Annotated in this window: 12 protein-coding genes and 1 pseudogene; 6 read left to right on the forward strand and 7 right to left on the reverse strand. The window is 41.1% G+C overall.

What is annotated here, in order from left to right; genetic code table 11:
• Position 1: 1 nt before the first annotated feature.
• Positions 2 to 487: a cyclic pyranopterin monophosphate synthase MoaC gene (moaC, locus tag EGX95_RS22345; protein ID WP_000094140.1), complete on the forward strand. Its 486-nt coding sequence runs from the start codon at positions 2 to 4 to the stop codon at positions 485 to 487.
• A gap of 38 nt (positions 488 to 525) precedes the next feature.
• Here the strand turns inward: moaC and EGX95_RS22350 are convergent, their stop codons facing one another.
• The 6 genes and pseudogenes from EGX95_RS22350 to EGX95_RS22380 form a co-directional block, all read right to left on the reverse strand.
• Positions 526 to 1,539 carry a molybdopterin-synthase adenylyltransferase MoeB gene (locus tag EGX95_RS22350; RefSeq protein WP_001158102.1) on the reverse strand — a complete coding sequence of 338 codons (1,014 nt, stop codon included), beginning with the start codon at positions 1,537 to 1,539 and terminating at the stop codon, positions 526 to 528.
• A 16-nt stretch (positions 1,540 to 1,555) separates the two neighbouring features.
• Positions 1,556 to 2,569: a GTP 3',8-cyclase MoaA gene (gene moaA / locus EGX95_RS22355; RefSeq protein WP_001157137.1), complete on the reverse strand. Its 1,014-nt coding sequence runs from the start codon at positions 2,567 to 2,569 to the stop codon at positions 1,556 to 1,558.
• A gap of 173 nt (positions 2,570 to 2,742) precedes the next feature.
• A pseudogene (locus EGX95_RS22365) lies at positions 2,743 to 6,529 on the reverse strand (BclA-related collagen-like exosporium protein).
• Between the two features lie 116 nt (positions 6,530 to 6,645).
• Positions 6,646 to 6,969 carry a hypothetical protein gene (locus EGX95_RS22370; protein ID WP_001110857.1) on the reverse strand — a complete coding sequence of 108 codons (324 nt, stop codon included), beginning with the start codon at positions 6,967 to 6,969 and terminating at the stop codon, positions 6,646 to 6,648.
• 20 nt (positions 6,970 to 6,989) lie between these two features.
• A complete protein-coding gene (locus EGX95_RS22375; RefSeq protein ID WP_000512463.1) occupies positions 6,990 to 7,214 on the reverse strand; it encodes a spore germination protein in 225 nt (74 codons plus the stop codon).
• Positions 7,215 to 7,291: 77 nt separating this feature from the next.
• Positions 7,292 to 7,597, reverse strand: coding sequence for a rhodanese-like domain-containing protein (locus tag EGX95_RS22380; RefSeq protein ID WP_000141211.1), 306 nt, complete (start codon positions 7,595 to 7,597; stop codon positions 7,292 to 7,294).
• A gap of 200 nt (positions 7,598 to 7,797) precedes the next feature.
• Here EGX95_RS22380 and EGX95_RS22385 point away from each other — a divergent pair, with 200 nt between their 5' ends.
• Positions 7,798 to 7,980, forward strand: a complete 183-nt coding sequence (locus EGX95_RS22385; RefSeq protein WP_000171887.1) for a hypothetical protein — start codon at positions 7,798 to 7,800, stop codon at positions 7,978 to 7,980.
• A 49-nt stretch (positions 7,981 to 8,029) separates the two neighbouring features.
• Here EGX95_RS22385 and EGX95_RS22390 read toward each other — a convergent pair whose 3' ends face one another.
• Positions 8,030 to 9,154, reverse strand: a complete 1,125-nt coding sequence (locus EGX95_RS22390; protein WP_000706680.1) for a homoserine O-acetyltransferase family protein — start codon at positions 9,152 to 9,154, stop codon at positions 8,030 to 8,032.
• Positions 9,155 to 9,306: 152 nt separating this feature from the next.
• Here EGX95_RS22390 and EGX95_RS22395 point away from each other — a divergent pair, with 152 nt between their 5' ends.
• From EGX95_RS22395 to EGX95_RS22410, 4 genes are all read left to right on the forward strand, one after another.
• Positions 9,307 to 11,301, forward strand: coding sequence for a spore germination protein (locus EGX95_RS22395; protein ID WP_000638103.1), 1,995 nt, complete (start codon positions 9,307 to 9,309; stop codon positions 11,299 to 11,301).
• 17 nt (positions 11,302 to 11,318) lie between these two features.
• Positions 11,319 to 12,419 carry a spore germination protein gene (locus EGX95_RS22400; RefSeq protein ID WP_000049086.1) on the forward strand — a complete coding sequence of 367 codons (1,101 nt, stop codon included), beginning with the start codon at positions 11,319 to 11,321 and terminating at the stop codon, positions 12,417 to 12,419.
• Complete coding sequence (gene gerHC / locus EGX95_RS22405; protein ID WP_000411404.1) at positions 12,389 to 13,474, forward strand: spore germination protein GerHC; 1,086 nt, start codon at positions 12,389 to 12,391, stop codon at positions 13,472 to 13,474. Before EGX95_RS22400 ends, gerHC begins: the two co-directional genes overlap by 31 nt.
• A 90-nt stretch (positions 13,475 to 13,564) precedes the next feature.
• The gene (locus EGX95_RS22410; protein WP_000038783.1) at positions 13,565 to 13,750 is read left to right on the forward strand and encodes a hypothetical protein; all 186 of its coding nucleotides are present in this window, start codon (positions 13,565 to 13,567) and stop codon (positions 13,748 to 13,750) included.
• The last annotated feature ends 62 nt before the right edge of the window (positions 13,751 to 13,812 follow it).

Genomic DNA, 13,812 nt, shown 5'->3' on the forward strand with positions numbered 1-13,812 from the left:
CATGTCTTCATTCACACACTTTAATGACCAAGGACGCGCGAAAATGGTTGATATAAGCGATAAAAAAGCAACCGTTCGAACAGCAATTGCGTGCTCTAGCATTGTCGTTACGAAAGAAATTTACGATAAAATCTCTCATAATGAAATCGGGAAAGGTGACGTATTAGCAGTTGCACAAATCGCTGGTATTATGGCTGCAAAACGCACTTCTGATATTATCCCAATGTGTCATCCTTTATTATTAAAAGGTGTTGACGTTTCTTTCGATTGGAAACAATCCGATGAACAATATCGATTACTGATTGAAGTAAAAGTTAAAACAGAAGGTAGCACCGGTGTTGAGATGGAAGCCTTAACAGCTGCTTCCGCTACCGCTCTTACCGTGTACGATATGTGTAAAGCTGTTGATAAAGGTATGATTATCGGCGAAACGTACTTACTTGAAAAAACAGGTGGAAAAAGTGGAGATTATGCGAGAAAGTCTTAACCTTCTCCTTGTTGAACCTAAAGGACTTCCCTTTAGGTTCAACCTATATATCTTGTATATAAACGTTTTGCTACATTTATATCATTCGTCCCATGAATAAAAGCTCTGCCATCTGTAAATAAAACAAAACGAAATTCCTCTACCAGAAACGATACTAAATACGGAGTAGCCTTTACATCCACACTTCTTTGTAAGCGCTTTTTAATTTCTTCTAAATTAAATTCATTCCGCACACCTGGACGGATTTGTACTGTATTTCGTCCACATAACACTTCTGTTTTCGTTTGTGCTTCAAATGTTAAACTCGGATATGTACGTAATCTTCCGCAAGATAAACACGTTTCTTTTTTCTGTCTATTCACTTTAAATGCCATCTGTTGATTATTCCAAAGATCAAACGATAACATCGTTTCGCGAAGTGCCCCATAGTCTTCTACTAATATTTTCAGCGCTTCCGTTATTTGATGCGCAACTACTAATTGTACTGCCGGCTGTATAATACCAGCCGTATCACATGTTGCTCCGCTTGCTGGATGTTCCATTAAACAGCGGAAACACGGTGTTTTTCCTGGTACAATTGTATACGTTACTCCGTAGCTTCCGACACAACCACCATATATCCATGGAATATTATACTTTTGTGAAATATCATTAATAAGAAGACGCGTTTCAAAATTATCTGTCGCATCTAATATTAAATCTACACCCTTCACTAACTCTTCCATTTCTTGTACTGTTACATCAGTTACAACCGGATTTATTTCCACCTCAGAATTAATCGCTTTTAAATGCTCTGCCGCTGCTACCGCCTTCGGTTTATACTGCTTTGCATCTTCTTCTGTATATAATTGTTGCCTTTGTAAATTACTCCACTCTACATAATCACGATCCGCAATTGTTACTTTTCCAACACCTGCTCTAACAATCGCTTCTGCATTTGCTGCACCAAGTGCTCCAGCACCAATAATAAGCACATGCTTCTCTCTAATTTTTCTCTGTCCTTCTTCTCCAACACCAGAAAATAATATTTGCCTTGAATATCGCTCCTGCATACGATAGCCTCCCTTCTTATCCCCCTATATAAGACATTTCAATTTTCGGACGATTTTTCGCACTTTCTTCTGTCCGTTCATCCGAATACCTATCTTTTCTATTCATCCATACATCTTGTATAACGCTTACTAACTCCTCATCCGAAAGATTTCCTCTAAGAAGTTCCCTTAGGTCGAGTCCCTCTGTCGCAAATAAGCAAGTATAAAACTTTCCATCTGCTGAAATTCTCGCTCTCGTACAAGAGGAACAAAAGGACTCAGAAACAGAAGTAATAAAACCGACTTCAACATTTGTTCCAACGTAACGATATCGCTTCGCAACTTCACCAAAATAATGCGCTTCAGCTGGCTCAAGCGGATACACGCGATGAATCATCTCAATTAACTCTCGCTTCGTAACAACTTGATCAAAATTCCATCCATTTGTACTACCAACATCCATAAACTCAATGAACCTAAGCGGGATTCCTTGCTCTTTAAAATACGCAGCCATCGGAAGTACTTGATGATCATTCATTCCTTTTTTCACAACCATGTTTACCTTTACATCAAGCCCAGCCTCTTTTGCAGCCATAATTCCCTTTATAACAGGTTTCGTATTAATATTTCGGCCATTAATAGCCTTAAATACATCATCATCTATTGCATCCAAACTAACATTTACTCTATGTAATCCAGCTTCTTTTAATACTTTTGCTTGCTTTGTTAAATGAATTGCATTGGTCGTTAACCCTATATCTAATAGCCCGTCAATTTTCACGAGACGTGCAATAAGTTTTGTTAAATCTTTACGAAGTAGTGGCTCGCCACCAGTAAGTCTAATTTTTCGTACACCGATGCTAACAAATAGTTTTGCTAAACGCTCAATTTCATCAAACGTCAGTAAAAACTCATCTTTTAAAAAAGCATAATCTGGCCCAAACACTTCCGCTGGCATACAATATGTACATCTAAAATTGCAACGATCAATGACAGATATGCGCAAATCTTGAAGTGGGCGTCCAAAAAAATCTGTAACCATCTCCTGCATCGCCACCCTCCCTTTCTGCCAAATTTCTTTCTTTTCATTCTATTATAATATATTTTCGAACTGCGATGTTTTTGCTCATGTGAATAAAGTAAAACTTTCCTAATCAATGAGACTACATACAAACAAGGAGATAAAAAACCTTGAAGCATAAAAGCCCCAAGGTTTTCTTCTTATTAACTCAATCTAATAATCGTTAGAGTAGCTCCTGGCGTTGCCGTAGATAATGTAGCCACTGCACCTACTCCAAATAACTGCAGACTGATAGCAGCCCCAGCAGGCAAGTTAGCAATGATTGTTGCACTAAATGAACCAGTAGCCACTGTCGGGGCGTTTATCGTTCCCGCAAGCGGACTGCCATTTACAGTTATACGAGAACTTACAACTAATCCTGCCGTTAAATTAATTGTATAAGCTATATAATAGTTTCCTGCATTCGCAACTGTAAATATAGTATTCCCACCACTAACAGTTATTCCCGGTCCAATATTTTGATTGTTTGGTAACGGAATATTCGTGCCACCTAACAAAACAGAAATAACACTTCCTGATGTATTATTCGCAAATGCATATGTTGCAGTTGTACTAACTCCAGTCGCACCGGTCGCTCCAGTGGCTCCAGCTCCGGTTGGACCTGTATCTCCAGTTGGACCTTGTGAACCGGTTGCTCCTGTTGCCCCCGTTGGACCTTGAATCCCTTGCGGGCCTTGAATTCCTTGGGGACCTGTCGCTCCGGTTGCTCCTGTTGCTCCCGTTGGACCTTGAATTCCTTGCGGGCCTTGAATTCCTTGGGGACCTGTCGCTCCGGTTGCTCCTGTTGCTCCCGTTGGACCTTGAATTCCTTGCGGGCCTTGAATTCCTTGGGGACCTTGAATCCCTTGGGAACCTGTCGCTCCGGTTGCTCCTGTTGCTCCCGTTGGACCTTGAATTCCTTGCGGGCCTTGAATTCCTTGTGGGCCTTGAATTCCTTGGGGACCTGTCGCTCCGGTTGCTCCTGTTGCTCCCGTTGGACCTTGAATTCCTTGCGGGCCTTGGATTCCCTGTGGGCCTTGTGGGCCGGTCGGACCTATGTCACCTTGCGGACCTTGGATTCCCTGTGGGCCTTGTGCTCCTGTTGCCCCCGTCGCTCCTTGTATTCCTTGAGGACCTTGTGGACCTTGAATTCCTTGTGGGCCGGTTGGACCTATGTCGCCTTGTGGACCTTGAATTCCTTGGGGACCTTGTGCTCCTGTTGCCCCCGTTACTCCTTGGATTCCTTGCGGACCTTGAATACCCTGTGGACCGGTTGGACCTATCTCTCCTTGAACACCTTGGATTCCTTGCGGCCCCTGTAAACCCGTCACTCCGGTTGCTCCGGTTGCTCCCGTTTCTCCTGTCGCTCCGGTCACTCCAGTTGAGCCTGTCGCCCCGGTATCTCCTGTTACTCCGGTTGCTCCCGTTGCTCCGGTCGGTCCAGGCGGTCCTCCTGAAGGACCTGTTACCCCCGCCGGACCTGATGGACCTGTTGGGCCAATCGGTCCTGCTGGTCCTCCAGATGGGCCTGTTACCCCTGTTGGACCGGTTACTCCTGTTGGGCCTGTAGTGCCTTCCCCTGTCGCCCCAGTTGCTCCCGTATCTCCTGTTGCTCCCGTCGGACCTTGTATCCCTTGAACCCCTTGTGGTCCTTGCACTCCTTGTGCACCTGTTGCTCCTTGAATCCCTTGTATTCCTTGCACTCCTTGTGCGCCCATCGGACCTGTTGGACCAATCGCCCCTTGTATTCCTTGCACTCCTTGAGGCCCCTCTGGACCCGTTGCTCCTATTTCCCCTTGTATCCCTTGAATTCCAGTTGCTCCTTGTGCTCCAGTTGCTCCCGTTATCCCTTGCACACCTTGTATTCCCTGAATTCCTTGCGGGCCTTGTGGACCTGTTGCTCCTTGCACTCCTTGAATGCCTTGTATCCCCTGTCGCTCCTTGGATTCCTTGAGAACCTTGTGGGCCTTGAATTCCTTGTGGGCCGGTTGGACCTATGTCGCCTTGTGGGCCTTGAATCCCTTGCGGACCTTGATCTCCAGTGGCCCCCGTTACTCCTTGAATTCCTTGGGGACCTTGAACACCTTGGGGACCCGTCGGACCTATCTCTCCCTGCACACCTTGTATTCCTTGCGGACCTTGCAAACCCGTCACTCCGGTTGCTCCCGTTTCTCCTGTCGCTCCTGTCACTCCAGTTGAGCCTGTCGCCCCAGTATCTCCTGTTAGTCCTGTCGCTCCAGTTGCTCCTGTCGGGCCAGGTGGTCCACCAGATGGACCAGTTACTCCCGCCGGACCTGATGGCCCCGTTGGGCCGGTCGGTCCTGCTGGTCCTCCAGATGGGCCTGTTACCCCTGTTGGACCAGTTACTCCTGTTGGGCCTGTAGCGCCTTCTCCTGTCGCCCCAGTTGCTCCCATATCTCCTGTTGCCCCCGTCGGACCTTGGATTCCTTGAATTCCTTGTGGACCTTGCACTCCTTGTGCACCCGTCGCTCCTTGAATTCCTTGTACTCCTTGCACTCCTTGTGGCCCCATCGGACCGGTTGGACCAATTGCCCCTTGAGCACCTTGCACTCCTTGGGGCCCCTCTGGACCCGTTGCTCCTATTTCCCCTTGTATCCCTTGAATTCCAGTTGCTCCTTGTATTCCAGTTGCTCCCGTTATCCCTTGCACACCTTGTATTCCCTGAATTCCTTGTGGACCTTGTGGGCCTGTTGCTCCTTGCACTCCTTGAATTCCTTGTATCCCCTGAGGACCCTCTGGACCCGTCGCTCCAACTGGCCCTGGCACACCTTGTATTCCTTGCGGCCCCTGAAGTCCCTCTGGACCTTCTGGACCTGTTGGTCCTATATCACCCATCGGACCTTGTATCCCTTGCACTCCCTGTGGGCCTGTTGCTCCTGATGGCCCTGGTACTCCTTGTATTCCTTGTGGACCCTGATCTCCGGTTGCTCCTGTTACACCTTGAGGCCCTATAACCCCCTGTATACCTTGCGGGCCTTGATCACCAGTTGCCCCCGTGATCCCTTGAATTCCCTGAACTCCTTGAATTCCTTGTTCACCAGTTACGCCCGTCGGACCAGGAATACCTTGAATTCCTTGCGGACCTTCTGGACCCGTTGGCCCAATTGGTCCTTGAATCCCTTGTATTCCTTGCAAGCCCTGTGCTCCTGTGCTTCCAGTCGGACCTGTACTTCCCGTTGCTCCTGTTATCCCTGTATTTCCTGTTGCCCCTGTATTTCCTGTTGCTCCAGTCGCCCCTGTACTTCCACTCGGTCCGCCCCCCGGACCTGTTGCTCCAGTCGGACCGGTTGGACCTGGAGGTCCTCCTGATGGTCCAGTTATCCCTGTTGGGCCTGTTATCCCAGTTGGACCTGTTATCCCCTGACCAGTCGCTCCAGTTGCCCCTGTATTTCCACTCGGTCCTTGTGGACCTTGTATCCCTTGCACTCCTTGTATCCCTTGTGAACCTGTTGCTCCTGGTAATCCTTGGACTCCTTGAATTCCTTGTGGACCCTCAGGTCCCGTCGCTCCAATTGGTCCCTGTAATCCCTGTATCCCTTGTACACCTTGTGCCCCAGTCGCTCCCGTTGGACCAATCGGACCTTGTAACCCTTGCACACCCCCCGGTCCTGTCGCTCCAGTTTCTCCTTGTGGTCCTCTCAACCCTTGTGGCCCCTGCTGTCCTTCTGGTCCCGTTGCGCCTATTGGTCCAACGGGTCCTTGAATTCCCTGCACACCTTGAGGTCCTGTCGGGCCCATCTCCCCCATCGGACCTTGAAACCCTCTCGGTCCTTGTGGGCCAGTCGGGCCTTGTGGACCGGTTGGACCAGTAATCCCAATACCAGTAAATCCCGTTGGAACGGGAGGAAAAGTGGGCCCAATAAGTTCTGGTGAAATTCTAAAATTAGGGTTTAACGAATGTTGTTGCCTTTTATTATCGCGCTCTCTCACACTTTCACCACCTACACACCATCTTTTTTACATTACAAACCTCTTCTTAATATGTATTTACAAAAATAATCTCAAAGACTATTTTTATTTTAAATAATAAAAACTCCCTTAATTCCTTAAGGGAGTCCAGCAACTGAATCCATATTATCTGTATTAGGGACAGCTTGTGCTATACCCGATGCATTTACACTTTGCCCCATATTTGTTCCTGTTACAGTACCAGCAGGAGTACCTCTTGTATATGTTGTCGTCACCGAATCTCCTGGCTGTAAACAAAGCTTTGTCTCCGTCCCTATTACTGTAACAACATCAACCCAAGTACACCCCATCGAACCACTATACGATTTCGAAGCAGTAAATGACGTATCACTCAGATTATCACCAGTAAATATATTCCCAGTGTTATTCACAATAACGAACTCTTTTATATGAGCAGGCATAATTACACTCTACCTTTCTTCTATGAGCCTAATGTACGTGTACTTGTTGCTAATGGCGGAAGAAACACCGATGTTCTAATGACCGCTTCTGGCTGTCTTTTCCCATTTAAAAAAATAGCCGCACTCGATCCTCCAGCACCTGCATACACTTTCGCTACAGCTAAAGGTGAGATATCATAACAATCGCCGACATTAACAGCCCCTGTATTATTTATAATTTTTACTTTCCGTAAGTTAATCCCCATTTACCTATCCCCCTTTTGTACACTGTATGCAAAAGAAAAAAACTTGAAACAGACTCGTTTCAAGTTTTTTAAACTACTTATTTGATTTCGCCTTCATATTGAAGCATACCGCCAACCATGTTCACTGTTTTAAAGCCTTGCTCATTTAAATAATGGCATACATTTTCACTACGCATTCCCGAACGGCAAATAAAGATATATTCATTCTCTTTATCAAAGAAATCTACTTTATTTGGGATATCGCCCATTTTAATATGTACAGCTTCTGGAATTTTCCCTGCCGCTACTTCTTCATCTTCCCTTACGTCTACTAGAAATAATGTTTCTCCATTCTCTAAACGTTCTTGCACTTCTTCTGTAGTAATTGTTTTCACTTCTGTCATATTTCGTTCCTCCTTATATACAATAAAAACCTTTAGTTTCTTCCTTGAATAATCATTCCTCATCAATTTTAGCATGCGAAAGAAAGAACGCAAAGAACGGAGAATTTATTTCTCAATTTTCTCGCAAAACTTATTCTTTACAAACATAACTCGTGCATTGTATCCTCAATATACTTGTTTGATGAAAGGAGCCAATGAAAATGACACTTTTTCTTTTCATTATGGGCATCATTTTCTTACTCGCTGCAATTATTGCACTTAGTATGAAAAATAATAGAAAGATAAAATCACCACAAGAAATGTCATTCTTATTTCTATTACTTAGTATTGCATTCTTCGGTATAGCAATTGCCACATATATTTTCCGCCTACAAATCATGTAAAAAAAGGTGCCTACTACATACATTGCACCTTTTTCACATCATTTATTTTCTACACAAAACTAGACACTTTCCGATTTAAAAATTCATAAACTTTCTTTTCAAATAAATGAATATCAAATACTCCCGCCATATGCCCATTTATACTTTCTATCTCATATACTTCCGCATACTTCCCTTGCTTTTGCAATAGGTCTACCATTTTATAATTATAACGTGACGGCTGAAGCAAATCTTGTTTACACGGAATCATAAGTACATTTGCTTCTACATTAGACAGCGCCTCTTCTAAAGACGAAAATCCATGCGCAATGTCATGTAATAAAACTGCTTTCGCAGTGTACATCCATGAATTTGCATCTACTAAATCTATACTTCTATTTGTCACTTTTTTAATTTCCTTCTCAAATGATGTTAATGTAGAAAATGTTTCATAAGGTGCTTTCTCTATACTATTACGAGGAAATGTCGTTTCATAAAAATGCTCATCAAACGCGTTCATAAACATCATTCTATTTGCTAAATGAAGCCCCTTCATTGGCTGCACTTCTCCATATTTTCCGCCCTTCCAACTTGGATCCAGCCGGATAGCCTCAATTGCATTTTGCGCTACATTTACCGATGTAATAATTGGATTTTGCGGGTTCGTAATCACACCAATCATCCGCTCTACCATATGAGGATAACGAACAGACCATTGCTGCGCAATCATCCCGCCAGCTGACGGTCCCATTACAGCATGTAGCCTTGCGATTCCCATATCTTTTATCAACTCATATTGCATACGAGCTACATCAAGAAATGTAAAAACCGAAAAGTCCATCGCATATTCATCTCCAGTTTCCGGATTAATCGATTTCGGTCCCGTTGTAATTACATAAGGGTTCTTCACCTGCACATTACAAAGATTATCAGTGCATATAACAAAGTATTTATTTGTATCAATTGCTTTTCCCGGTCCAATTAAACCATCCCACCAACCAGACTCCTCATCATGCGCTGTATATTTTCCTGCTGCGTGACTAGTTGCACTAAAATAATGACAAATCAAAATCACATTGGATCTCTCTCTATTTAAAGTACCATACGTCTCATACCCCATTTGAACAGGAATTGTCCTACCATTTTCAAATGTAAACTCCTTTAAAATAAACTTCTCCTTTTTTACAATTTTCACAGACTCGCCCTCTTCTCGTCATAGTATGAACTGCTTACTAAAAGATTTTTTCTATGCAAACCCATCTCCTCCTTCTTTTCATAAATAAATGAATAATATACAAAATTAGCCACAAAATAGCACTATATTACACAATTAAAGAGGGCATACATATGATTTGGAATTGGCTACGTAAGAAAAAAAAATCAAATACAACAGAGAAAAACGAAACAGATAATTCGGAGCAAAAACCTAACAATCAAGAGGACGACAACAAAGAACAGACTAGAAGTACGAAACATAATAAAGGTAACAATAGCGAGCAAAAAAAAGAGGAACACAAGGAATCTTCTCAAGATAATCAGCAAAATCAATCGAATCAAAATCAGCAACAAAGTGCTAAACAAGATGAATCTTCTCAAGAGCAACAGAAGCATTCTAAGCAGAACAACTCCGATCAGGGTCAACAGCAACACTCTAAGCAAGACGACTCGAATCAAGAGCAACAGAAGCATTCTAAGCAGAACGACTCCGATCAGGGTCAACAGCAACACTCTAAGCAAGACGACTCGAATCAAGGGCAACAGAAGCATTCTAAGCAGAATGACTCCGATCAGGGTCAACAGCAACACTCTAAACAAGACAACTCAAATCAGGATAAGCAACAAAATTCTAAAGGTAATAGTATTTATGATTTTTCGAAACCAGAAAAAGATCGTATTCATTCTTTACAAGATTTAATAGAGAAGCTGAAAAAGTCTAGTGATTTTGTGAATTATCATACATCCGACGACGAAACGATGCCTTATTGGATTTCTTACTATCGTCCTTCGCTTGATGGAGAGAAATTACAAAAATATTTAATGCCCACTCTTTTAGAACGACCTAACGCATCACTAGAAGAGCTGAAGGAACATATTCCGATGAGCGGCATTACAATTACGAACGATTTACAAAAAATTGAGGACATGGTTTTAAAGGGGCATGCGATTGTTCAAGTAAATCAACAAGATCAAAAATGTATGCTCGCAAATATTGCAATTGATAATTATCGTGCACCAACTCCTCCTTTAAACGAATCGACTGTTATTGGTCCGCAAGAAGGTTTTGTAGAGGATATTGATACAAACATAAATTTAGTACGAAAACGTCTTCCTGTTTTAGATTTACAAACAAAAGAGATGATTATCGGTGAGTTTTCCAAAACAAAAGTTGTCATGATGTATTTAGACAACCTTGCTGAAAAAGATAATGTTGATTTTCTAGAGGAGTCTTTACGTGCTCTTGAATATGATCAAATTAATGATAGTGCTTATTTACAAGAATTGATGGGAGAAAAGTCGATTTTCCCTCTCTATATCAATACAGAACGCACTGATAGAGTTACAAAAGCACTAATCGATGGGAAAATCGCTATTTTTGTGGACGGTTCTCCAAGTGTTTTACTAACACCTGTATCCTATTTTGATTTTTTCATTTCACCAGAAGACTACAACGTCTCTTGGCTATACGCTACATTCTCAAGGGTTTTACGTCTTATTTCCGTTTTATTCTCTATATGCGCTACACCGTTATACGTTGCAGTTTTAAATTATCATTATGAACTCATTCCGAGTGATTTACTTGAAACTTTAATTTTATCAAGGGCGCAAGTACCATTCCCGCCTTTAATTGAAGCACTCTTTTTAGAACTCGCAATCGATTTACTGAGAGAAGCTGGGGCAAGGTTACCGATGAAAGTTGGTCAAACGCTCGGTATTGTAGGCGGTATCGTAATCGGGCAAGCATCTGTACAAGCTGGTTTAACGAGTAATATTTTATTAATTATCGTTGCCTTATCAGCACTCGCTTCCTTTATTACACCTATTTATAAAATGGGTAATGCGGTTCGATTACTACGTTTCCCGTTTCTCATATTTGCAGAAATAGGAGGACTTTTCGGGATTTCACTTGGATTTATCTTCTTATTTACGCATCTATTTAGACTTACTTCTTTACGCAAACCGTACGCTTTGTTCTACCCAACAAGACAACAATCTGTTAAAGATTCTTGGATTCGTTTCCCTTTAACAATGATTGATACACGTGATGTACAAGCAAGGCCACAACATGTAAAAAAAGCAGCGAAAGGAATTTCAACAAAACATAGATCAGACTTTGATGATTGAGAAATGAGGTGCATTCGATGAGTAAAGTTCAAGAAAAATATCAAATATCTCCTGTCTTTGTTTTCTTCTTAATTCACGGTGCACAGTTCGGTGCTGGCGTTCTCGGATTCGCTCGAATCACCGCAAAGGCCGCTGGATACGACGGATGGATGGGCGTTCTAATTACAGGACTCTGTATCCATCTTCTTATATGGATGATGTATTTTTTATTAAAAGAAACAAATGGAAATTTAATTGATTTACAAAGGCAAACGTTTGGAAAGTGGATAGGGAATGTCTTTAATATCATCTTTGCAGCTTATTTTTTAATCGTCAGTATTTCGGTTATTCGAACGTATGTTGAAATTATTCAAGTATGGATGTTTCCTACCGCTTCCACCTTTATGTTAACACTCTTTTTGTGCTTAGTTAGCTATTACATTATCTCTTCTGGATTTCGTGTAATTACTGGTATTTGCGTCATCTCTATTGGTGGTACATTAGGATATTTATTTCTAAGCTTATTCGTTTTGAAATATTCACATTGGGATAATTTACTACCTATATTCACACATTCTTTTTCAGACATTTTAAAATCCGCTCAACTGTCAATCTACAGTATGACCGGTTTTGAGGTTTACCTCATGATTTATCCGTTTGTAAAAAAGCCTATGCAGTCTCATAAATTTGCTCAATACGGAGCACTATTTTCAAATCTTCTATATCTATTTAGCACCCTTTTAGCCTTTGCATTTTTTAGTGAAAAACAATTGTTAAAAACGATATGGCCCCAACTTTCTATGACCCAAGTCATTCAATTACCATTTATAGAAAGGCTCGAGTATATTGCAATTTCAGGCTATGCACTCGTTATTATTTCAAGTTTTATCCTCCCTTTATGGGCGTCAATGAGAGCAACTCACGAAATATTTCGTGTAAAACAAAGAGGTATTTTAATTGCTTTTATCTTTATTACGCTTATTGTTTCACAACTTTTAACAAACAGGCACGATATTAACAATTTTATTAGTAATGCAGCAAAAGTTAGTTTTTGGCTCATTTATGTATACATCCCAATTCTATTTATTATTGTGTGGGTGAAAAGAAAATGGAAAAAATCAAAAGCACAAGCAAATTAATACTTATTTCTTGTATAACATTCCTCAGTCTAACTGGATGTTTACAAAAAAATATTATCGACGATGTACAACTTATTCAAGGAACCGTATTTGACGTTGCAAAAGATCATAAAGTAAAAGTGACATTCGTTTGTCCCATTCAGAAAAAAGGAAATAAAGTTCAAGTTTTTGAAGGAACTGCAAATGCGGTAAAACAAGTAAAAGCAGACACATCGTTAGAGTCTTCTCAACCTTTTGCTAGTGGACAAATGCGTGTCGCTCTATATACGATAAAACTTGCTAAAACAGGAATGGCTACTTCATTCGATACATTACTTCGAGATGTGAATATAGGGAACGCTTTATATGCTGCTTTATTAGAGGGGAATGGTACTGAACTTTTAAAAGGCAAATATTCGACTTCATACAACGTTGCAATTTATATAAAAAAATTGCTAGAACATAATATGGAGACCGGACCTTTACCAGCGGATAATCTACATATAGGAGCATTTCGCTATTATCAAGAAGGAAAAGACTACTATATCCCCATTCTAAAGAAGCACGGTGATAAAATAAAAATTACCGGAATTGGTCTTTTTAAAAAAGATAAATATATCGGAAAAATTGCGGAAAAAGATATGTTCATATTTAAAGGACTATTAGAGAAACATAAATTAGATTCACATGAATTTAAAACAGATTCTGCGTATGTAATGATTAATAATATTCGTTCTGTTCCAACTTACGATATAAAAATTAAAAACGGGAAACCTTCCTTTTTCATTAACGTTCGTCTTGATGCACGTATTCAAGAACTATCAAAACAAATTAACTTAGAAAATAACAAGAACACAAAAAACATTGAAAAAGATGTCCAAAAACAATTAGATAAACAAGCTGCTAAGTTAATTAAGCACCTTAAATCTTTAGGCGTCGATCCTCTCGGGCTAGGTGCAAAGTATAAGCAACATTATCGCCCATTCAAATTAGAAGAATGGAGACAAATGTATAAAGATGTTCCGGTTCATATAAAATACACCGTAAATATTACAAATTCTGGTGTAATTGAATGAGAAATGATTGAACTCCTCTCTCCAGCATGATACAACGGAAAGAGGAGTTTTTATTTTAGATAGAGAGAGAAGATATTTATGGGGGAGCTTATGTCTAAAAAATTAGTAAAGCCTATTTTAAATGGTATTTTATTTCTCGGCGTCTTTTTATTTGCTCATACATACTTAAAAAATGTTTCCTTCACACGTTATTTACTTGTCGTTATACCAATGTTGCTCGTTGGTATGTTTGGCATCGACCTTATTTTATCCATTTTAATTAAGAAAGAAGAATAACAGGCGAGCATCTTATTTTCTATAAGATGTTCTTTTCATTTCATAATCACCTTATGTTACAA

It is taken from the genome of Bacillus sp. FDAARGOS_527 (assembly GCF_003812125.1).
Taxonomy (GTDB): Bacteria; Bacillota; Bacilli; order Bacillales; family Bacillaceae_G; genus Bacillus_A; species Bacillus_A paranthracis.

Bases quoted from the DNA above. Each gene is read 5' to 3' on its own strand.
- moaC (WP_000094140.1), top strand. From the start codon at position 2: ATGTCTTCATTCACACACTTTAATGACCAAGGACGCGCGAAAATGGTT.
- EGX95_RS22350 (WP_001158102.1), bottom strand. From the start codon at position 1,539: ATGCAGGAGCGATATTCAAGGCAAATATTATTTTCTGGTGTTGGAGAA.
- moaA (WP_001157137.1), bottom strand. From the start codon at position 2,569: ATGCAGGAGATGGTTACAGATTTTTTTGGACGCCCACTTCAAGATTTG.
- EGX95_RS22370 (WP_001110857.1), bottom strand. From the start codon at position 6,969: ATGCCTGCTCATATAAAAGAGTTCGTTATTGTGAATAACACTGGGAAT.
- EGX95_RS22375 (WP_000512463.1), bottom strand. From the start codon at position 7,214: ATGGGGATTAACTTACGGAAAGTAAAAATTATAAATAATACAGGGGCT.
- EGX95_RS22380 (WP_000141211.1), bottom strand. From the start codon at position 7,597: ATGACAGAAGTGAAAACAATTACTACAGAAGAAGTGCAAGAACGTTTA.
- EGX95_RS22385 (WP_000171887.1), top strand. From the start codon at position 7,798: ATGACACTTTTTCTTTTCATTATGGGCATCATTTTCTTACTCGCTGCA.
- EGX95_RS22395 (WP_000638103.1), top strand. From the start codon at position 9,307: ATGATTTGGAATTGGCTACGTAAGAAAAAAAAATCAAATACAACAGAG.
- EGX95_RS22400 (WP_000049086.1), top strand. From the start codon at position 11,319: ATGAGTAAAGTTCAAGAAAAATATCAAATATCTCCTGTCTTTGTTTTC.
- gerHC (WP_000411404.1), top strand. From the start codon at position 12,389: ATGGAAAAAATCAAAAGCACAAGCAAATTAATACTTATTTCTTGTATA.
- EGX95_RS22410 (WP_000038783.1), top strand. From the start codon at position 13,565: ATGTCTAAAAAATTAGTAAAGCCTATTTTAAATGGTATTTTATTTCTC.